The organism is Pseudoalteromonas sp. MQS005 (assembly GCF_001661605.1).
Classification (GTDB): domain Bacteria; phylum Pseudomonadota; class Gammaproteobacteria; order Enterobacterales; family Alteromonadaceae; genus Pseudoalteromonas; species Pseudoalteromonas tetraodonis.
Map to the genome: position 1 here is coordinate 12,757 of NZ_LYRQ01000040.1, position 18,588 is coordinate 31,344.

The 18,588-nt window shown below is 39.2% G+C and carries 20 protein-coding genes; 12 read left to right on the plus strand and 8 right to left on the minus strand.

All coding sequences use genetic code 11. The features are described from left to right. Positions 1-101: 101 nt before the first annotated feature. Positions 102-899 carry a response regulator gene (locus tag A9479_RS13775; protein WP_064663717.1) on the plus strand — a complete coding sequence of 266 codons (798 nt, stop codon included), beginning with the start codon at positions 102-104 and terminating at the stop codon, positions 897-899. Positions 900-925: 26 nt separating this feature from the next. Here the strand turns inward: A9479_RS13775 and A9479_RS13780 are convergent, their stop codons facing one another. From A9479_RS13780 to A9479_RS13800, 5 genes are all read right to left on the minus strand, one after another. Next, complete coding sequence (locus A9479_RS13780; RefSeq protein ID WP_064663718.1) at positions 926-3,013, minus strand: bifunctional diguanylate cyclase/phosphodiesterase; 2,088 nt, start codon at positions 3,011-3,013, stop codon at positions 926-928. Between the two features lie 182 nt (positions 3,014-3,195). Continuing rightward, positions 3,196-3,876, minus strand: a complete 681-nt coding sequence (locus A9479_RS13785; RefSeq protein ID WP_064663719.1) for an SDR family oxidoreductase — start codon at positions 3,874-3,876, stop codon at positions 3,196-3,198. 258 nt (positions 3,877-4,134) lie between these two features. Then, complete coding sequence (astB, locus tag A9479_RS13790) at positions 4,135-5,481, minus strand: N-succinylarginine dihydrolase (protein WP_064663720.1); 1,347 nt, start codon at positions 5,479-5,481, stop codon at positions 4,135-4,137. Positions 5,482-5,909: 428 nt separating this feature from the next. Then, a complete protein-coding gene (locus A9479_RS13795) occupies positions 5,910-7,004 on the minus strand; it encodes an L-dopachrome tautomerase-related protein (RefSeq protein WP_036955246.1) in 1,095 nt (364 codons plus the stop codon). 47 nt (positions 7,005-7,051) lie between these two features. Then, positions 7,052-7,486 (minus strand): MarR family winged helix-turn-helix transcriptional regulator, encoded by a 435-nt coding sequence (locus A9479_RS13800; protein ID WP_064663721.1) that lies wholly within the window; start codon positions 7,484-7,486, stop codon positions 7,052-7,054. A gap of 129 nt (positions 7,487-7,615) precedes the next feature. Between A9479_RS13800 and A9479_RS13805 the strand changes: the two genes are divergently transcribed. The 5 genes from A9479_RS13805 to A9479_RS13825 all read left to right on the plus strand — a co-directional run bounded on the left by A9479_RS13805 (position 7,616) and on the right by A9479_RS13825 (position 13,099). Beyond that, positions 7,616-8,044, plus strand: coding sequence for an organic hydroperoxide resistance protein (locus tag A9479_RS13805; RefSeq protein WP_013462947.1), 429 nt, complete (start codon positions 7,616-7,618; stop codon positions 8,042-8,044). Between the two features lie 201 nt (positions 8,045-8,245). Continuing rightward, positions 8,246-8,602 carry a metalloregulator ArsR/SmtB family transcription factor gene (locus tag A9479_RS13810; RefSeq protein WP_013462948.1) on the plus strand — a complete coding sequence of 119 codons (357 nt, stop codon included), beginning with the start codon at positions 8,246-8,248 and terminating at the stop codon, positions 8,600-8,602. Positions 8,603-8,618: 16 nt separating this feature from the next. Next, a complete protein-coding gene (locus tag A9479_RS13815) occupies positions 8,619-9,632 on the plus strand; it encodes an ArsJ-associated glyceraldehyde-3-phosphate dehydrogenase (RefSeq protein ID WP_036955243.1) in 1,014 nt (337 codons plus the stop codon). A 15-nt stretch (positions 9,633-9,647) separates the two neighbouring features. After that, complete coding sequence (gene arsJ, locus A9479_RS13820; RefSeq protein ID WP_033102989.1) at positions 9,648-10,868, plus strand: organoarsenical effux MFS transporter ArsJ; 1,221 nt, start codon at positions 9,648-9,650, stop codon at positions 10,866-10,868. Between the two features lie 113 nt (positions 10,869-10,981). Further along, entirely contained in the window at positions 10,982-13,099 is a 2,118-nt protein-coding gene (locus A9479_RS13825; protein ID WP_033102988.1) for a methyl-accepting chemotaxis protein, read from the plus strand. Between the two features lie 124 nt (positions 13,100-13,223). Here A9479_RS13825 and A9479_RS13830 read toward each other — a convergent pair whose 3' ends face one another. Continuing rightward, positions 13,224-13,811, minus strand: a complete 588-nt coding sequence (locus tag A9479_RS13830) for a TetR/AcrR family transcriptional regulator (protein WP_013462952.1) — start codon at positions 13,809-13,811, stop codon at positions 13,224-13,226. Positions 13,812-13,924: 113 nt separating this feature from the next. Between A9479_RS13830 and A9479_RS13835 the strand changes: the two genes are divergently transcribed. Continuing rightward, a complete protein-coding gene (locus A9479_RS13835; RefSeq protein ID WP_064663722.1) occupies positions 13,925-14,467 on the plus strand; it encodes a carboxymuconolactone decarboxylase family protein in 543 nt (180 codons plus the stop codon). Between the two features lie 103 nt (positions 14,468-14,570). Here A9479_RS13835 and A9479_RS13840 read toward each other — a convergent pair whose 3' ends face one another. Further along, entirely contained in the window at positions 14,571-15,101 is a 531-nt protein-coding gene (locus tag A9479_RS13840) for a hypothetical protein (protein WP_064663723.1), read from the minus strand. Positions 15,102-15,152: 51 nt separating this feature from the next. On the opposite strand from A9479_RS13840, the gene A9479_RS13845 reads away from it, so the two are divergent. Together A9479_RS13845 and A9479_RS13850 are read left to right on the plus strand one after the other, a co-directional pair. After that, on the plus strand, positions 15,153-15,512 hold the full coding sequence (locus A9479_RS13845; RefSeq protein ID WP_064663724.1) for a DUF1294 domain-containing protein: 360 nt from the start codon (positions 15,153-15,155) through the stop codon (positions 15,510-15,512). 219 nt (positions 15,513-15,731) lie between these two features. Then, on the plus strand, positions 15,732-16,247 hold the full coding sequence (locus A9479_RS13850) for a DUF6795 domain-containing protein (protein ID WP_197487260.1): 516 nt from the start codon (positions 15,732-15,734) through the stop codon (positions 16,245-16,247). On the opposite strand, the gene soxR is transcribed toward A9479_RS13850, so the two are convergent. Further along, a complete protein-coding gene (gene soxR / locus A9479_RS13855) occupies positions 16,248-16,706 on the minus strand; it encodes a redox-sensitive transcriptional activator SoxR (protein WP_064663725.1) in 459 nt (152 codons plus the stop codon). It abuts the gene before it with no gap. Between the two features lie 98 nt (positions 16,707-16,804). On the opposite strand from soxR, the gene A9479_RS13860 reads away from it, so the two are divergent. Genes A9479_RS13860 through A9479_RS13870 form a run of 3 tightly spaced genes read left to right on the plus strand, consistent with a single transcriptional unit; the run spans position 16,805 to position 18,458 of the window. After that, complete coding sequence (locus A9479_RS13860; RefSeq protein WP_064663726.1) at positions 16,805-17,269, plus strand: flavodoxin family protein; 465 nt, start codon at positions 16,805-16,807, stop codon at positions 17,267-17,269. A gap of 47 nt (positions 17,270-17,316) precedes the next feature. Beyond that, entirely contained in the window at positions 17,317-17,841 is a 525-nt protein-coding gene (locus A9479_RS13865; protein ID WP_064663727.1) for a DsrE family protein, read from the plus strand. Beyond that, a complete protein-coding gene (locus A9479_RS13870; protein ID WP_064663728.1) occupies positions 17,841-18,458 on the plus strand; it encodes a GDSL-type esterase/lipase family protein in 618 nt (205 codons plus the stop codon). Before A9479_RS13865 ends, A9479_RS13870 begins: the two co-directional genes overlap by 1 nt. Positions 18,459-18,588 lie beyond the last annotated feature (130 nt).

Genomic DNA, 18,588 nt, shown 5'->3' on the forward strand with positions numbered 1-18,588 from the left:
GGTAAACAAGCTGTTTTGTTGCTGTTTTAGCTTTTTCTTGTAAGTTATTACTTTATAATGAGCGTTATAAAAATTATAGAATTAATATTAACAGGATTGAAATGAGTGATTTAACGGCAATAGCCAACTTATCTATTTTATTAGTTGAGCCTTCTGAAGTTCAACAAAAGCTAATAAAAAAATCACTGGCTCAGTGCGGTGTTACACAAATTGAAACGGCCAGCACTAAAGAAAACGCGCTGGCTGCTTTATCAAATTATCACCCTGATTTAGTCATTAGCAGCATGTACTTAAGTGATGGCACAGCTGATTCTTTATTACAGGCAATACGCAGTAATAGTAATACCGAGCAACAGGCATTTATGTTGGTATCGAGCGAGCGTAATAAGCGCCATTTAGAGCAACTTAGGCAATCGGGGGTATTAGCGATTTTACCTAAACCGTTTAGTGCCGACGAAATAACCCGAGCGCTTAAAGCTACTTTAGATATTATTAGCGAGCAAGAAGTGGAACTAGAGCACTTTGATGTGACGCTTCTTAGAGTGCTTGTAGTTGATGACAGCCGTTTTGCACGAAAACACATAATAAGAGTGCTAGCGGGGATGGGAATTCCAGCACCGGTAGAGGCCGAAGACGGTAAACAAGCAATTGAAATGTTAAACAGCCAATCATTTGATTTAATTGTTACTGACTACAATATGCCAGAAATGGATGGTAAAGAATTAACTGAAACGGTAAGGCAATCGAATGCGTACTCGCATATTCCAATCTTGATGGTGAGCTCAGAAGCTAACGATACCCATTTAGCTAATATTGCTCAAGCGGGTGTGGACGCAATATGTGACAAACCGTTTGAGCCCGCTACTGTGCGCGATTTACTCTTTAAAATCATGAGCTAAAACATAACTATAAAAGCACTTTTTAACTAAAGTGCTTTTAAGTAACGCAATGAAAAATTGAGCAGCTTGGCGGCCGGCAAGGGCTTACTTAAATAAAATCCTTGAGCAATATCGCAGTTTAGCTCGTTGAGTAAATCTAGCTGCTCTTTGGTTTCTACCCCCTCAGCCACTACTTTTATTTCTAGGCTGTGTGACATAGCTATGGCCGCTTTCACTAAATTACAGTCTGCCTTGTTATCTGTTATGCCAGTAATAAAGCTGCGGTCAATTTTTAGCACATCAAAAGGGTATTCTCGTAAGTAATTTAATGATGAATACCCTGTGCCAAAGTCGTCCATTGACAGTTTTATGCCCAGCTCATCAATTTGCAATAAGGCATCATGAATTGACGCTTGGCTATTCATCAGCACCCCTTCGGTAATTTCCAGCTCTAAACATTCATTATTAATACTATTTTTATGTAGAGTGTGTTTAATTATATTGACCAGTTCAGGGTCTCTGAATTGGCGCGGTGATAAATTAATCGCCATGGTATAGTTTTGCTTGTTAATTGATTGCCATTCATTTAAAAAGCGTAAGGCTTGTTGAAGAACAAATACACCAATAGGCGTAATTAAGCCGGTTTGCTCTGCAATTGGGATAAACTCATCTGGTGTGATTTCCCCTAACACTATATTATGCCAACGAAGCAAGGCTTCAGCGCCAACGATGGTGTTTGTTTTTACATCTATTTGTGGTTGGTAATAAAGCTCAAATTCATTACGCTCCAGTGCACCATGCATTTGCTCTTCTATTTCAAAGCGGCGGCGCATGGCGACGTTCATTTGTGGGGTGAAAAAAGAGGACGTGTTTCGCCCCATGGTTTTTGCTTGATACATAGCGGTGTCGGCATTTCGTAACAACACCGAGGCGCAGGTGCCATCCTTAGGGGAAATAGCAATCCCAATACTTAATGTCAGTATTAAGTCTCTACCTACAAGTTTAAAGGGTTTCCTAAATGCTTGAAGTAACCGCTCAGCAATCACTAAAGCATCGTTTTCATCATTTAAATTGGATATTAAAACAATAAACTCATCGCCGCCCAATCGGCCTATTGTGTCACTTTTTTTAAGTGTTTGCTGTAATCTTGCTGCTGCCGCAATTAATAGTTCATCGCCCACTTCATGGCCTAAAGAGTCATTCACTTTTTTAAAGTCATCAAGATCTAAAAAGAACACCGCGGCTTTTTCGTGGCTCTTTTGTACTTCCAGTAATATTTGTGATAAGCGGTCTAGGGATAAAAAGCGATTAGGTAAATCGGTTAAACTATCAAAGTGGGCCTGATGGCGAATTAGTTCAGCGGAGCGGTGTGGTTCGCTAATATCACGAATAATCACCATAATTTGGTTTTTTTTGGGCAGTAAACGCAATCTCGCTTCGTAATAAATTACGCCTTCAGGCATGCTTAATTCGTATTCAAAACTGACCATACTGTCTTGTGTTATCGTTTTTTCTATATGAACCTGAAACTTTTGCGCTACTTTTTCAGGTAATACATCCACCATTTTTTTACCAATAAACTGGTTAGGTGAAATATATAAATCGTTTTCATTATTTGCATGGTAGTCAGTAATAGTGCCATTTTGCTCTAGTACAAAAAATAAATCAGGAATTGCCTCAAATAAAGTTTTGAGCATGGTGGCATTAAAGACGGCTTCTGCTTGTGCTTTGTGAACATCAGACAGATCAATATCAATACAGTACATTTGTTTGGTATTGTACTGATTGGTAAACATAACATGGCTTGAAAATACAGCTACATCACTGCCATTTTTATGGCTGAGTATGAGTTCTGATGCGGGAATTTCAATATCATACTTAATCCAATTACTATGCGCTTTAATAACGGGCTCTCGCATTGGCGCGGGTATAATTAAATCTTCGAGTTTTTTGCCAATGGCTTCTTGGTGTGTATACCCATAAAGTAATTCGCTGCCTTTATTCCAATAAATAACACGTCGTTGCTCATCGTAACCTTGTACTGAAATAGAATCGACTGCATCAAAAAGTTGATGCAACGGGTCATTAGTAACATATTGATGAGCTGGCATATTATTAGTTTTATTGGGAGCCATTAAATGGGTTCCAGTTATTGAATTACTTTCTTTATATAATAGACATAAAGTTATGATTTAGCATGGTAAGCGGCGTTTCAATGAGTGACTTTTTATTGATTGAGTAAATAGTGATTTGAACAAAGCCCAGTTAAGCACTTTTATAGTAAAGGCCAATAAACATTGGCCTTTATATTTTATTATTAGTTGGTGGGCATTAAATAGATTTCGCGTACGCTATTACGCTGATTAGCTTCAATGGCAAATAATACCGCATCGGCCACGTCTTGAGGGTCGAGCTTATCTGGTTTTGCTTCATCAAAAAATGGTGTATTCACCATGCCTGGGGCTATGGTTGTACAACGGCCATGCCATGGTTTCATTTCTTCTGCGAGGTTTTGACCAAAGCCATGGGCAAACCATTTAGTCGCACCATAAATAGAGCCATCAATGGGTCTTCGTCCTGCTGCAGAGCTGGTTAAAATGAAATGCCCTTGGTTTTCACGTAAATGAGGCAAAGTGAGTTTAGCGGTCCACATTAGTGCTTTAATATTAAGGTCAACCATGGCTGACCACTCTTGAGGATCGCCATTCTCTGTACCAGGTGATGACACACCCATGCCTGCGTTAGCAAATGCCGCGTCTAATCGACCAAATTTTTCAACGCCTTTACTCACTACATTCTCAAGTTCATTAAATTCAGTGGCATCGGCTGAAACGCTAAATGCATTTTCATGGCCTAACTCGTCAACTAGTTTATTGAGTTTATCTTTGCTGCGTGCGGTTAAGATCACTTTGTGGCCATTATTAACTAATGTTTTAGCGGTTGCCTCGCCAATGCCGCTCGATGCGCCGGTAATTAAAATTACTTTCTGTGTTGCCATGGTTTGTCTCCTTTTTTGGAATTCTGCCAAGCTTGAGTGTATAGACTCAATTAAATGAGTTAGTTAGGGTTAATTGAGTGACAGTAATGTCGTTTAAGCATGCTATCAGGAGTAATTCATTACCCTAATAGATAGAATCATATTTATTTGAATAGTTAAGCTATAAGTATAATTATATAAACTTAACCTTAATTGAATTTAGAGAAATTAGCGATAAGGGTTTGAACGTATGTTTCAAACCCTAGTAGCCGAAAGCAATTAAGCTTCTAGTTGAAATGGGTATACCGATCCTAGGCTAAGTAACTGGGTTAACTCATCAAGCGCTTGGTAGCTTTCGGTTAGTAAAGCAGGGTCTGCAAAATCGTTGGCACCAAGCTTATCTCGGTAATGGCGCGTAGCCCAATCGCATAATTGGGTGTACTTTTGCTCATTTAAAATAACCTCAGGATTTACCGCTGCTAATTCTTGGCTATTAAGCGCCACACGTAACCGTAAACAAGCAGGCCCGCCGCCATTTTGCATACTTTGGCGCAAATCAAAAAATTGCACTTGATTTATTGGGTTATCGGCAATAATCATTTCTTCAATATACGCTTTTACAGCAGGATTACGCTGGCATTCTTGTGGGGCAACGAGCAACATTTTATCGTCACTAAGGCTAACCAGTTGGCTATTAAATAAATAGCTACTAACGGCATCTTGAATACTCACTTTGCTGGTTGGCACTTCAATAATATAAAGCTGTTTGTTACCTACATAGGCTTCGCGGATATCGTCTAATGCTTGCGTTTGATTTAAAAACGCCTGCTGATGGCATAATAAAACATTAGCGTTACCCACCGCGATTACATCATTATGGAACACCCCTTGGTCAATCACATCAGGGTTTTGTTGTAATAGTATTTGGCTGGTATCTTTTATATTGTGCAATCGACAAATGGCTTCAGACGCTTCCAAAGTTTGCCTTGCAGGGAACTTAACGGGTTTAACAAGCTGACTGTTGAAGGCACTTGCACCAAATACAAATAATTCTAGCCCGGTTTCACCATGGCTGTCGCACAGGCGAGTATGGTTTGCTGCGCCTTCATCACCAAAAAAACCTTGCTCAGGCAAATGTGAATGGTGTGCAAAGTATTGTTCGTTATTAAACATCGCTTTGAGCAAACGTGTAGTGGTGTTTGGCTCTAAAGAGCGATGAAATTTATTATTTAGATTAGCCGCAGTGAAGTGTACTTTGCCGTCGTTAGTATCAGGTGAAGGCGATACGGTGGCTGCATTAGCGGTCCACATGGCTGAGGCAGAGTAACAAGCGCGCAATAAAATAGGATCGGCTTTAAAGGCTTTATTAATGACTTGTGCATCGTTGCCAGTAAACCCTAAACGCCGCAATACATTTAAATCTGGGCGAGCATGAGGCGCAAATACCCCTTGGGTTAAGCCTTTATCGTGCATGGCTTTCATTTTAGCCAAGCCCTGCAATACTGCTTCTTGCGGATTTGAAAAGCTCGCCGCGTTGTTTAACGAGGCAACATTTCCATACGACAAACCTGCGTAGTTGTGAGTAGGGCCGACTAAGCCGTCAAAATTAACTTCTAAAGCATGCATACACGTTCCACTAACCAATTAAATAGTCTTTTACAATACAACGCTATGACTTAGCTTGCAAAGTCTGTTCAAAAATAGTTTTAACGCGAGTAGATACGCTCTTTCTCACTGGTGGTATGCGTATTTGTTGGCTCATTAACTTGCCACACTGTGATATCTAAGCGCCATAAAAAATAAAGAGTGTTGTATAAATTAGACATAATTTTTTTCCTTGGTGTAACTAATGACAATTAAATATAAGGAAGAAGTATGCCAATTGTTTATTGAATATTTTATGAATATAAATCAGATATTTACTATTATTTCTTTAATGCCTAATTTGGCTGAAGCACCAAATTGGGGGAGTAATTATAAAATATGCACTTTTTTGGTGTGATGTTATAAAGCCCTGCATTACATGACAGGGCTAGGGTAATTACGTTAGGTTATTAACGACCTACTTTACCTTTTACAAGGGGCGTAAACGACATCACTTTAAACTTATTAGGGTTTTGAGTTTTATCATTGCTTAACACCGGCGAGTTGTGCAAATCGTTTACTGTAAAATATATTTTATGATCTGCACCATAACTAAAGCCATCTGGCCAGCTTAGGCGATCATCTTTAAATAACACTTCATAGTCGCCATTTGGTTTTACGACGCCAATTGCACCATTGGTTATATCGGTCACATAGACGTTACCGCCCCCATCCACCGTAATGCCGTCGGAAATGGGTTTAGTGCCGTAGCGCATTACTTTGGCTTCTAGCGCTTTTGCTGAAAGCTGCTCGTTGTTAATTGCGCTGGTGGCAATACGATAAACCGAAGTCCCCGACATTGACCCAAAGTAAAGCCAGTCTTCGTTAGGATCAAGCGTAATTGGGTTAACACCTAAACGCGCAGGTTGTCCGCCCAGGCGCATTGTTCGGCCATTAATAACCATATCAATATTTTCGGCGGTGGTGTATTGGCTATCTTGTAATACTCTTCGCGCTTCACCGGTTTTTAGGTTTACTATAATAATTGCAGCCTGAGTGCCTTGTGCTGTATCGGCAATGTAAATAACGCCGTGTTTATTATCGATGACTAAATCGTTTAAAAACGAGGTATCGGTAATTGTTGGCTTGGCTAGGTAAATAATTTTATGCAGTTGCTCTTGGTTGGTATCCCAACCAACTAATCGCCCCGCATGATCGGGCCCTGAGGTATCAAGCATCCATAGTATGCCGTCGCTTGATACATTAACACCGAGTACCCCGTAAAAGCCCTTACCTTTGTTGTATGCGTAAGCCCATTGCTCATTAGGGTAGGGTTTAGTGGTGCCATCACTTAATAGCTCCATGATTTTTTGATTTTGCCCATAAAAACCATGTATAGATAAAAACTTACGGCCAGATGGCGTAATGGCTATGTTGCCAGGCGGGTGTTGTGCATCAAATGTCGCAACAGTGGTTAATTCACTATTATTGGCAAGTGCTCCATTACTTACCAGTAATGTAATGCTGTAAGTAATAGCAATAAGTCGTTTTTTTAAATGAGTCATTAATTAACGCCTTGTTTGTTAAGTTATAGCTGGGTAAAGCTGGGTTTTTAGTCGGTCAGATCATTGACCACTAAGTCGAGTAACTGCATTAATTGTTGTGCTTGGGTTGTGTCGATACTGTCAAATTTGCAAAGAATCCTTTTTGGGATGTCGGCAGCTTCAAGTTTTAAAGAGTGGCCCGTGTGAGTCAGTTGCACCAAACGCTTACGCTTATCGTGTTCGTCTTTTATAACGTTAAGTAATGACTTGTCGGTCATTTTTTTTAATATTTGAGTAAGCGCGCCACCATCAATTGCGGTTTTATCTATTAGCTCAGCGATGGTTACTTCATCTTGTTCCCACAGCGCCATCATAACAACATACTGAGGATAGGTAAGGTTAAGCTCAGCTAGAGGTTCTCGATAGGCACGGGCTATGCTGTTGGACGCCATATATAAACGATGGCATAACTGATTTTTTAATTTTAACTGTTCAAACGACATCGCTTTATCCTTCATTTCAATACAGAGTATTTTAGTTTGCATGCAAAGTATTTGCAATCGGAATTTAGTTGATCTATTATTTTGCATGCAAAGTAATTAACTTAGAAATTTTAATCTTAGGAGTTCACTATGAATGTATTACAAAATGTAGCTTATACAGCAAAAGCAACGGCAACAGGCGGACGTGAAGGCGTTGCTAAATCGGATGATGGTCGTTTAAATGTTAACTTATCAACACCTAAAGGGTTAGGTGGTGACGATGGACAAGGCACTAATCCAGAGCAATTATTTGCAGCAGGTTATGCTGCCTGTTTTATTGGTGCACTTAAGTTTGTAGCGGGTAGCGAAAAAATTGCGTTACCAAGTGATACTTACATTAACTCTGAAGTGTCTATTGGTGCGATTGATGCCGGTTTTGGTATTGCTGTAAAATTGGCTGTATCACTAGGTGATATGGACAAAGCAGCGGCACAAGCCTTGGTAGAGAAAGCACATCAAGTATGTCCATATTCAAATGCAACTCGTGGCAATATTGAAGTAGAGCTGTCGGTTATTTAATTAACCTCTTTATATTGTTTATAAAAACACGCCATGAGTGATCATTGCGTGTTTTTTATTGGGCACACCTCTAAAAGCCAAACTTGAGTTGACGCGGAAAATAGATAACTTTACCTGAATATATGAAATTTCATATATTCACTATTCCATATGTCTTTCTTTTCATATATTGTTGTTGTATGCAAAACAAGACTACACTGTATGAATCAACTAAATCCTCTGCATTTTTTTAAATGTATCGCTGACGACACCCGCTTAAAGACAATACTGCTTATTGCGCATGAAGATGAGTTATGTGTATGTGAATTAGTGGCGGCACTTGATGTAAGCCAGCCTAAAATTTCACGGCATTTAGCTGTATTACGTCAATGCGGTTTGCTTGCTGATCGTAAGCAAAATCAATGGGTGTTCTATAGCTTAAATAAATCACTACCTGATTGGGCGAAAGATGTAATTACAAAAACATTACATGCCACCCCTACATTTTATGAGCATCAATTACAGCGTTTAAATGTGATGGGCAAGCGTCCTGAGCGAATTTTAAAATGCTGTGACTAACTAAAGGAATTTTATAATGACGATTAAAGTAGGCATAAATGGTTTTGGACGAATCGGACGTTTAACCTTACGAGCGGCAATTGATTGGCCTGAGGTTGAATTTGTACATGTTAATGATGTGGCTGCTGATGCGAAAACACATGCCCATTTATTAGAATTTGACTCGGTTCACGGGCGCCTAAAATATGAGGTGCAAGCCGATGATAATAGTTTTTCTGTAGCAAAGCATACGGTTAAAGTAACGAATAATAAATCGATTGCAGAGACTGACTGGTCACAATGTGATGTGGTGATTGAAGCCAGCGGTAAAATGAAAACAACAGAATTACTCAACGCTTATTTAGCGCAAGGTGTAAAGCGTGTGGTTGTTACTGCCCCAGTTAAAGAAGAGAGTGTTTTGAATGTGGTAATAGGGGTGAACGATCATCTTTATAATCCGCAGTTACATAAAATTGTTACCGCGGCTTCATGCACAACAAATTGTTTAGCGCCTGTGGTAAAAGTATTGCAAGAAAAAGTAGGGATTAAGCATGGATCCATAACAACGATTCATGACATTACCAACACCCAAACCATTATAGATGCACCTCATAAAGATTTACGTCGCGCGCGCTCATGCGGAACAAGTTTAATTCCTACCACTACCGGCAGTGCAACGGCTATTACGCAGATATTCCCTGAGCTTAAAGGAAAATTAAACGGCCATGCGGTTCGAGTCCCCCTAACCAATGCATCAATTACTGATTGCGTGTTTGAACTAGAGCGTGGTGTAACCGAACAAGAAGTGAATGGATGGTTTAAGCAAGCGGCTAATAACAAGCTAAAAGGCATTTTAGGCTATGAAGAAAAGCCATTGGTATCTATTGATTACAAAACAGACCCTCGTAGCACAATTATAGATGCGCTTTCGACAATGGTTATAAACCACACTCAACTTAAACTCTATGCTTGGTATGACAATGAATGGGGTTATGCCAACCGGACTGCTGAGCTGATGCTCAAAGTAGGACAAAGTGATTTAGTAAACTAGTTCAGGGTATTGAAGATGTTTTCGCAAATCGCCAATTTACCATCGGCTTTAAAACAGTATGGCATTATTACGGGTAATTACTGGGCTTTTACACTAACAGATGGCGCACTTCGCATGCTGGTGGTGCTGTATTTTCATCAGTTAGGGTATGGCGCGCTCGCGATTGCCATGCTGTTTGTGTTTTATGAGTTATTTGGGGTTATTACTAACTTAATTGGCGGTTGGTTAGGTGCGCATTTAGGTTTAAATAAAACCATGAACATAGGATTAGGGTTGCAAGTTGTGGCTTTAGCTATGTTGTGTGCACCAAGCGATTGGTTATCGGTAAGTTATGTAATGTTAGCGCAAGCCTTAAGTGGGGTTGCCAAAGATCTCAATAAAATGAGCGCTAAAAGTGCGATTAAATATTTAGTTCCCGAAGGTGACAATCAGCAAAGCCAATTATACAAATGGATTGCTATATTAACGGGCTCTAAAAATGCATTAAAAGGAGTTGGCTTCTTTTTAGGGGGGCTATTACTTACTTTACTAGGATTTGTTGGAGCGTTAGTTGCTTTAATTATGCTTTTAACTATCGCTTGGATCATTAGCTTAGTGTATTTAGAGGGTGATATAGGCAAAGCTAAAAATAAACCAAAATTTAAAGCGTTATTTTCTAAGTCTAGGGCAATTAATTTACTCAGTGCCGCTCGGTTTTGTTTATTTGCTGCTCGTGATGTATGGTTTGTTGTTGCACTGCCTGTTTATTTAGCCTCGCAATTTAATTGGCCACACTGGTGGGTTAGTGGTTTTATGGCACTATGGGTGATTGCTTATGGGGTAGTGCAATCTCAAGCACCAAAAATTACAGGCAAGTCACTTGTCAGTAATGATGCGATAAAGAAAGCGTATTACTGGGGGGGAGTATTGGCGTGTGTCACCTTGTTATTAGCTTGTTTGATGCAGTTGAATATAGCTGTAAACACTACGCTAATTGTTGGGTTATTTATTTTTGGTGCTGCATTTGCTATTAACTCATCATTACACAGTTATTTGATTGTCAGCCTTGCTAAAAGTGATGGTGTTTCTCTGGATGTAGGTTTTTATTACATGGCTAACGCTGCAGGAAGACTGGTCGGGACAGTACTTTCTGGTTTTATGTATAAAGTATATGGACTGCAGGCCTGTTTGTGGGTAAGCGCTAGCTTACTTTTTCTCGTTTGTTTACTCACTCAACGGTTAACTAAACAAAGTTAGCCGAACACTAAATACTAAAATAAGTCACTAAACGGTATTTCTGAAATATTTTATAGTATGTTCTTTTAATTGGTCTAAACTAAAAAATACATATGTAAGGTAAGGTAATTTTAATGCGGGAAATAGCGTTAGCAAAAAAGTTATTGTGGATAAGTGTTGGAAGTATACTTTTAACGGTTGTACTATTTTCAGGAATATTGTGGTCTAAATTATCATCAAGTAATGCACAAACCTCTTCAGAGGCAGAAGCATTAATTGTCAGTGAAGTAGATGGTCGCTTAACCGCAAATGCAGCAGCATATGGTGAGAAAATTGCGGCATTTATCAATGAAGCTTATCGGATCCCATACTCTCTTGGCAGTATTTTAGAAGACGCCGATAAAACATCCATAAACAGAGAGTCTGTTGTTCTACTAAATCGCTCAATACTAGAAAGCAATGATGTTATTTCTAGTATTTACTCACAGTTTGAAAAAAATGGCTTTGATGGCAAAGATAGTGATTTTACCCAAGGGTACGATCATTCAGTTGCTGGAGCTGGCACACTAGAGGTTTATCTAACGAGAAGTTCGAACGGCGTTGTTGAACAACAAGTAGTAGAAGATGCCTCAGAAAAATATGTTGATAAAATTAATGAATTCGGTTTACGTGAAGCCGAATGGTACTTATGTGCAAAAGACAAATTAAAACCCTGCATTATGGAACCCTACCTCTATGAAATAACACCGGGTTATTCTGAAATGATGACCTCTTTAGTGGTACCTATTATTAAATCAGGCCAGTTTGTAGGGGTAACAGGCGCGGATATTACACTACCTGTATTTCAAAAATTGACAGAAGAGCTTTCAAAAGCGCTTTACGATGGTAAAGCAAAAGTAACGTTACTTAGTCATTTAGGTTTAATTGTAGGTACGAGCCACTACAAAGAAAAACTAGGTCGCCCTTTAAAAGAAGCGGTTAGCGCTAAAAGTTATGAGAGTTATAAAGCTCTAAAAGGCACCAAAGGAACAAACAAACAAGGCGCTGAAATAATGGTGTCTTACCCGATTGAAATTAAGCTTGCTGATGTGAAATGGATGCTGCTAATTGAAGTACCCGCTGAACTTGCCTTTGAAGGACCTATTCAATTAACTGCTGGGATGTCTGAGGCTGCAAAAGAGCTGGGTGTGATTATTTTGATCACGGGGACTGTGATTGCGGTATTGGCATTTATAGTAATGAAGCTTGTAGTAGGCAGTGTTGTAGCGCCACTTAAACAAATACAAGAACGTGTAGATAACCTAGCCAGCTCTGAAGGTGATTTAACACAAACACTACATGTTGATACGCATGCTGAGCTTATAGCTTTGGCCGGAGGATTTAATAAGTTTTTATCAAAACTGCGTGAACTTATTAGTGAGCTAAAAGCGGTCTCGGATCAAACCAAGCATCAAGGCGAAGTTACCTCAAATATTGCCGTAGAAACCAAGCATAATGTTCAGGCACAGTTTAAAGAAATTGAAAGTGTTGTGACGGCAATGAACGAAATGAGCGCGACAGCACTTGAAGTGGCAAAAGCTTCTGAGCAATCTGCGCAACAAGCTGATGAAATCAATACCTTAGTGGTTAGCAGCGAGTCGAGTTTATCTTCTGCGATGACCCAAGTTAAAACAATGTCTGAGGAAATCAAAGAAGCCAACCAAGCAGTCGAAAAAGTGGCCTCACGTAGTAATGATATTACGCAAATTTTGGATGTGATCCGAACTATTTCTGAGCAAACAAATTTACTGGCATTGAATGCCGCCATTGAGGCTGCACGTGCAGGTGAACATGGCCGAGGTTTTGCTGTTGTTGCGGATGAAGTTAGGGCTTTAGCGTCTAAAACTCGCTCATCCACCGATGATATTAGCAGCCTAATTGATAGCTTGTTATCAGAAGTAGGAAATGCCTCAACTGTCATCGAAAAAGGCGTTGTACGTGCTGAAAATGCAGTTGATGAAACTTCTACTGCCTTTGATGCACTGCACAGTGTTGTTGTAAAAGTGGATGAAATAACTAACCAAATCACCCATATTGCAACCGCAGCTGAAGAGCAAAGTTTGGTCACTGAAGAAATAAATCGTAATTTAACTATTATTTCTGATGCGGCATCTCAGCTCTCTGATTTATCTGCTCAGGCAGGCGATAGCAGCCAAGAACTCAATAAGTTGGTTGCACAGCAAGACGCTGAGCTGAATAAGTTGAAAACGTAAATTTTTTATTTAGAGTTAAATAAGCGGCTAATTTAATACAGATTAGCCGCTTTTTTATACGCTGAATAATCAAACTGAATATAAAAAGAGTTTATTTAAGCGCAAAGACAAGCACCCAATAGGATTACAGTTTTTTGATTAGTACAAACATTTGGTTGATCATCGGCATCGCCAAATGCTCGACTGCAGGGCGATTAAAGTAACCTCGTAATCCTGTAAATTGCACTTGGAAAAATTGTGCGTATGCAGTTGCAGTTAAATCACCGCTTAGCTCACCATTTTCAATAGCGCGGGTAAACAATGTGGTTAAATAAGATTCAAATTTAGTCAGTAAGCCTGCGCTTAACTCACTTAAAGCCGTGTCTTTTTCAGCAAATTCGGTATTTGCTTTTACTAACATACAAATAGCACTTGGACTGCAGTCCTTGGTTTTAATAATTACATTTTCAACAAATGCCCGCAAACCACCTAAAATCGAATCAGAGTTTGCTATAAAGCCCTCAATTTGGCTTTTCATCTGTACGGTGTAGTCTTTTAAAGATTCACTGTATAACCCTTCTTTAGAGCCAAATGCAGAGTAAATACTTCCTGGGCGCATATTTATAGCTTCCTGCAAATCGCGGGTAGAAGTAGCATGAAAGCCTTTCTCCCAGAACAGCTGACTTGCCACGCGAACAACATGTTCACGTTCAAATTTAATTTTATTGGCCATAATAGTTTCTATTAATTTGAGCGACTGTTCAATTTTAACTTGAGCGACCGCTCAAAATCAAATAATATGTTTCTCAACACGACTTAATACTATTTATTATATAGGAGCAAACTATGGCTGAATTTACCTTATACACGCAAGAAAATGCATCAGCAGAGGCAAAACCTTTATTAGCAGACTCTGTCGCCGCTTTTGGAATGTTGCCTAATCTTCATGCTGTGATGGCTGAGGTACCAACATTGCTAAAGGGTTATCAAGTACTGCATGAGTTATTTCAAAAAACATCGTTTAATGCACAAGAGTTAACGGTTGTTTGGCAATCAATTAATGTTGAGCACGAGTGCCATTATTGTGTGCCAGCACACAGTGGTATAGCCGCTGCCATGAAGGTTGATGAGAATATTGTGGATGCATTAGTCAATAAAACCCCGCTTGCTGATCCTAAACTTGAGACACTTCGTGAGACAACGCTTGAAATGACACGAGAACGTGGTGTGTTAAGTCAGTCACAGCAGGAAAAGTTTTTTGCAGCAGGGTATACAAAACAACAGCTTCTTGAAATTGTATTGGGTCTTGCGCAAAAGGTGATGAGTAATTACACCAACCATCTTGCAGATACGCCTGTTGATAATGCGTTTAGAAAATTTATAAAGTAACTTAAAATCAGTGTTCTAGTTCAAAATCGTAATTATTAATGGCTAGAACACTGTTTTTAAAGAACTAATACGTTTTTAGGTATTACAAGGCAATAAGTAAAACTTATTTAAACTTTACTTCTTTATTGCTGCGATGGTAGGTGCGAATTTGCGGCTTAGTCCATTCACCTTTTTTTAAATAACTGGTGGAAACAACAAATTGCTCATCCTTGAATTCACTAGTTGATTTAACTTTAGTGATTCCCTCTTGGCTGCCAGTGACGTCTTCATAAGCAACAAATTGTGTTGGGCTCAACACTTTCATGACTCCTTTGGTATAAAAGCCAGCCGTAGTAAAATAATAAAATACTAATGACTGTTTTTTTCGATCATAGAAAATCATTGATTCGCCCCCATACTCACCTTCATTTATAGAATGCGTAGTGCGAATGGCTTTACCATTTAAGGTGCGCTCCCATTTGGTCACATCTTGGGTTGGAAGCGGGTTTTTATCTATATGAAAATCAGCTTGCCAAGTACCTAAGTAAGGAGTGAATACCGCAAGCTCAGGCTCTAGTAAATGCGTTTTATTATTTGCTTGAATACTGAATATACATAGTGAAAACAGCAGCATCGAAGCCTTTAAATATGTCATAATTTAACCTTGGTGTTTCTTTTAATTATCTTCATTATAGGCGATTATTTTTTGATAAAAAGTAGCTTAATTATATTTTCCAGCTTGTTTATAGCCTTATTTTGGTTAGCTTACTTAAATAATGAAGTTGAAATGTACTTACCCATATATGTTTCATCGATCAGCTGTATTACATTTGTATATTACGCATGGGATAAGCGAAAAGCGGTACAATCAAACCATAAAAAGGTGAGTCGTATACCTGAACGACACTTACATCTATTGGCTTTATTTGGAGGATGGCCCGGTGCACTTATTGCGCAGCAAAGTTTACGACATAAGTCACAAAAGCGAGTCTTTATTGCAGTGCTATGGGTATGTATTGTGGTTAATATATGTTTTCTAAGTTATTTCTGGGTGTTTATTTGCTAAGGTATTTAAGCATTAGGTTTTTCGGTAATACAAAATGCGATGAGTAACTTCAAAAGTTAATTAAACTTCCTGATTATGGGTTTAGTGCTTAAAGGATATTAATGGGTCTAATTGTGTTAATTATTGATAAATGATGACTTTATTTAGGTTTCAAACATTAATAATGTAGCTTTCAAACATTCAAGAAGTAGTAAAAACATTCATTTTAGGGTTTAAACCATGGAGAGGACTTCGATATCAGCTTTCAAAGCTATTTTACTAGTGATTTTATTTAGTATTACTTCAACACAGGCTTGTGCAGATATGTTTGGTTTTTTTAATAAACAGGATTTTGTTTTATCGGCTCCGGTGAAGGGGCAATTATTAGATAAAGGGCAGCCTGTTGCAAATACTAAGGTTGTGCGCTCGCTTACTTATGGTGATGAATATAAAGATGAAGCAATAACCGATGATAATGGTTTTTTTACCTTTACAGAAAAATCTATAAAAACGAGTAAGCCTGCAAACATGTTTGATAATGAATCACTGGTTCAGCATCTTTATTTAGAAAATGGTACGCCTGAGGGCGTTGTACTTTGGTACACAACCGTGTCTATGCACGAGGGGGGTGATACCCTAAAAAACTTACTCGCTAACTTAGAGTGTGATATTGCCAAAGAGCCACAAACATACGACATACCTATAGAAGAAGCGCCAGAGCATTTCTTTACGATATATGGTGCATGTAAAATTTAACTAATCTCGCTCTAACAAAATGGCACCACTTTGGCTTTCACCTAAGTGGTCGTCTTTGTTATAAATAGGGCACTTGCTGATTGATAAACACCCACAGCCAATACAGCCATCAACCCGTTCACGTAAACGTTGCATATAAGCAATGCGCTCATCAAGCTGTGCTTGCCATTGTTTTGAAAGTGCAGACCAGTCTTTTTGGGTAGGTGTGCGTTGCTCTGGTAACGTTGCCAGAGTTTGTTTAATTTCTTCTAGCGTGATCCCCATCGCTTGTGCTGCTTTTATAACTGCGACTCGCCTTAGTACATCTGGTTTAAAGCGTCGTTGATTGCCACTGTTTCGCCAACTGCGTATTAGCCCTTTATTTTCGTAAAAGTGCAGTGTAGATACCTTAACGCCACTGCGTTTAGCGACAAACCCAACCGTTAAGTTGGCTTCAGTAAGCTTTTTTTGTACCGCCATCACTTCAATTCCTTTTAAAAATTAAATTATTTCTTATTGACCTGAACTTAACTTGAGGTTTTAAGCTTTGCTCCATCATAAAAAAAGGAGCTAACCCAATGCAAGAAAAATCAGCACACAATATCGCAATCATATATTCAAGTGGTCGTAAAAATGGCAATACTACCGCGCAAGTTAATGCCTATAGTAAGCAACAAAGCGGCATTGTTTTTTGCTTAGATGATTATGTTATTTCACCTTATCGCTACGATAAGCAGTATCACAATGATGATTTTTATAATTTGTTTGAAGTGTTACTTCGCTACGAACATTGGGTGTTCGCATCGCCTGTGTACTGGTATAACACCACGCCACAAATGAAAGCATTTATGGACAGGATCACAGATTACATGGATGATGAGGCGTTAAAACCGAAGCTTAGAACTTTACGTCAAAAGCAGTTTTCACTGCTGTCTAATGCCGCATCTCCCTCTGCGCCAGACGCATTTATCGATATGTTTAAACATACCTTTAATTATTTAGGAATGACTTTTAAAGCGCATTCACATGTTCAGGCTAGTTAATCACGTTAAATAGCGTTAGGCTAAACAAAAAGTAAAAAGGATGATGTATGAAAACGTTACTTATTGGCTCAAGCTTACTTTTGGCTAGCTTTAGTACTCTTGCTGCAGAGCCTGCGCCTGTTATTAAAGACTATGGTTATTTTTATAATGTGCCCGAGCATGTGTCTGATTTAAGCCAAGCGCAGTTTAAGATAGCTTTTGATGTAGGTAAAGGCGCTGAAAAGGGCGCGCAAAATAATCATATTAACTCGCTAGCGCGATTTATTAATATGCATGTGGCTCACGGCGTAAAACCAGAAAATATTCAGCTTGCGCTGGTGGTACACGGTGGAGCCAGCGTTGATGTACTGCAAAACAGTGATTATAAAGCTCGGTTTGAAAAAGATAACAAAACCGAATCTTTAATTAAACAGCTGCTTGCTAATAACACGCAGGTATATGTATGCGGGCAGTCGGCAATGCATATGATGGTAGCAGCAGATCAGCTTATACCTGGGGTGAAAATGGCGCTTTCTGCGATGACTGCGCATGCGCAGTTACAGCAACAAGGCTATACATTGAATCCGTTTTAATGAATATTCTGTGTTTTGGTGATTCCAATACCTTTGGTATTTCTCCTGTTGATGGCAAACGGCTGAGCGAAATTGAACGCTGGCCTACTTTATTAAAGCAGCAGTTGGGCACCGGCTTTGAAGTGATTGAAGCCGGGGAGCCTAATCGTACTTTAGTCAATAACCCCCCGTTTATGGGAGATAAATCGGGCATTAAATATTTAAAACCGTATCTGGAAGCGCACACTGTTGATGTTGTTATTATTCAGCTTGGCACCAATGACTTAAAAGCACGTTTTGCACTGTCTGCTATCGATATTGGCAAAGCGCTTGAGGAGTTAATTTTAGCCATTAAAGCCTTTTATCATTGTAAAACAATACCAAAGATAATCATTATAAGCCCGCCCAAGGTTCATGAAGTGGGAAGTTATAAAAGCATTTACGCAGGTGCAGGTAAAAAAGCTGAACAATTATCCATTGAGTTCAAAGCCGCCGCTGATCGTCACACGTGTGAATTTTTAGATTGTTATCTGCTGATACAATCTTGCAAGAAAGAGGGCATACACTTAGCTGTTAGTGCGCATAGAGAGCTTGCTAATAGGTTGACACCTATAATAAAAAAAGCCGCTGTGTACTAGGGTCTGTTGACCTTTGCGGATTAAAATTTGTTTAAACTAGGGGCGGTTTAATCGCGGCGCTCGGATTGTAACCTAGTGGGCTAAGTAAAAGCCGAGCAAAGCTTCCGCGTCCTGCTCACGCCCCTTACCT

What these genes read in the sequence shown, in the direction of transcription:
- A9479_RS13775 (WP_064663717.1), top strand. Translation starts at nt 102, where the DNA reads ATGAGTGATTTAACGGCAATAGCCAACTTATCTATTTTATTAGTTGAG.
- A9479_RS13780 (WP_064663718.1), bottom strand. Translation starts at nt 3,013, where the DNA reads ATGGCTCCCAATAAAACTAATAATATGCCAGCTCATCAATATGTTACT.
- A9479_RS13785 (WP_064663719.1), bottom strand. Translation starts at nt 3,876, where the DNA reads ATGGCAACACAGAAAGTAATTTTAATTACCGGCGCATCGAGCGGCATT.
- astB (WP_064663720.1), bottom strand. Translation starts at nt 5,481, where the DNA reads ATGCATGCTTTAGAAGTTAATTTTGACGGCTTAGTCGGCCCTACTCAC.
- A9479_RS13795 (WP_036955246.1), bottom strand. Translation starts at nt 7,004, where the DNA reads ATGACTCATTTAAAAAAACGACTTATTGCTATTACTTACAGCATTACA.
- A9479_RS13800 (WP_064663721.1), bottom strand. Translation starts at nt 7,486, where the DNA reads ATGTCGTTTGAACAGTTAAAATTAAAAAATCAGTTATGCCATCGTTTA.
- A9479_RS13805 (WP_013462947.1), top strand. Translation starts at nt 7,616, where the DNA reads ATGAATGTATTACAAAATGTAGCTTATACAGCAAAAGCAACGGCAACA.
- A9479_RS13810 (WP_013462948.1), top strand. Translation starts at nt 8,246, where the DNA reads ATGAATCAACTAAATCCTCTGCATTTTTTTAAATGTATCGCTGACGAC.
- A9479_RS13815 (WP_036955243.1), top strand. Translation starts at nt 8,619, where the DNA reads ATGACGATTAAAGTAGGCATAAATGGTTTTGGACGAATCGGACGTTTA.
- arsJ (WP_033102989.1), top strand. Translation starts at nt 9,648, where the DNA reads ATGTTTTCGCAAATCGCCAATTTACCATCGGCTTTAAAACAGTATGGC.
- A9479_RS13825 (WP_033102988.1), top strand. Translation starts at nt 10,982, where the DNA reads ATGCGGGAAATAGCGTTAGCAAAAAAGTTATTGTGGATAAGTGTTGGA.
- A9479_RS13830 (WP_013462952.1), bottom strand. Translation starts at nt 13,811, where the DNA reads ATGGCCAATAAAATTAAATTTGAACGTGAACATGTTGTTCGCGTGGCA.
- A9479_RS13835 (WP_064663722.1), top strand. Translation starts at nt 13,925, where the DNA reads ATGGCTGAATTTACCTTATACACGCAAGAAAATGCATCAGCAGAGGCA.
- A9479_RS13840 (WP_064663723.1), bottom strand. Translation starts at nt 15,101, where the DNA reads ATGACATATTTAAAGGCTTCGATGCTGCTGTTTTCACTATGTATATTC.
- A9479_RS13850 (WP_197487260.1), top strand. Translation starts at nt 15,732, where the DNA reads ATGGAGAGGACTTCGATATCAGCTTTCAAAGCTATTTTACTAGTGATT.
- soxR (WP_064663725.1), bottom strand. Translation starts at nt 16,706, where the DNA reads ATGGCGGTACAAAAAAAGCTTACTGAAGCCAACTTAACGGTTGGGTTT.
- A9479_RS13860 (WP_064663726.1), top strand. Translation starts at nt 16,805, where the DNA reads ATGCAAGAAAAATCAGCACACAATATCGCAATCATATATTCAAGTGGT.
- A9479_RS13865 (WP_064663727.1), top strand. Translation starts at nt 17,317, where the DNA reads ATGAAAACGTTACTTATTGGCTCAAGCTTACTTTTGGCTAGCTTTAGT.
- A9479_RS13870 (WP_064663728.1), top strand. Translation starts at nt 17,841, where the DNA reads ATGAATATTCTGTGTTTTGGTGATTCCAATACCTTTGGTATTTCTCCT.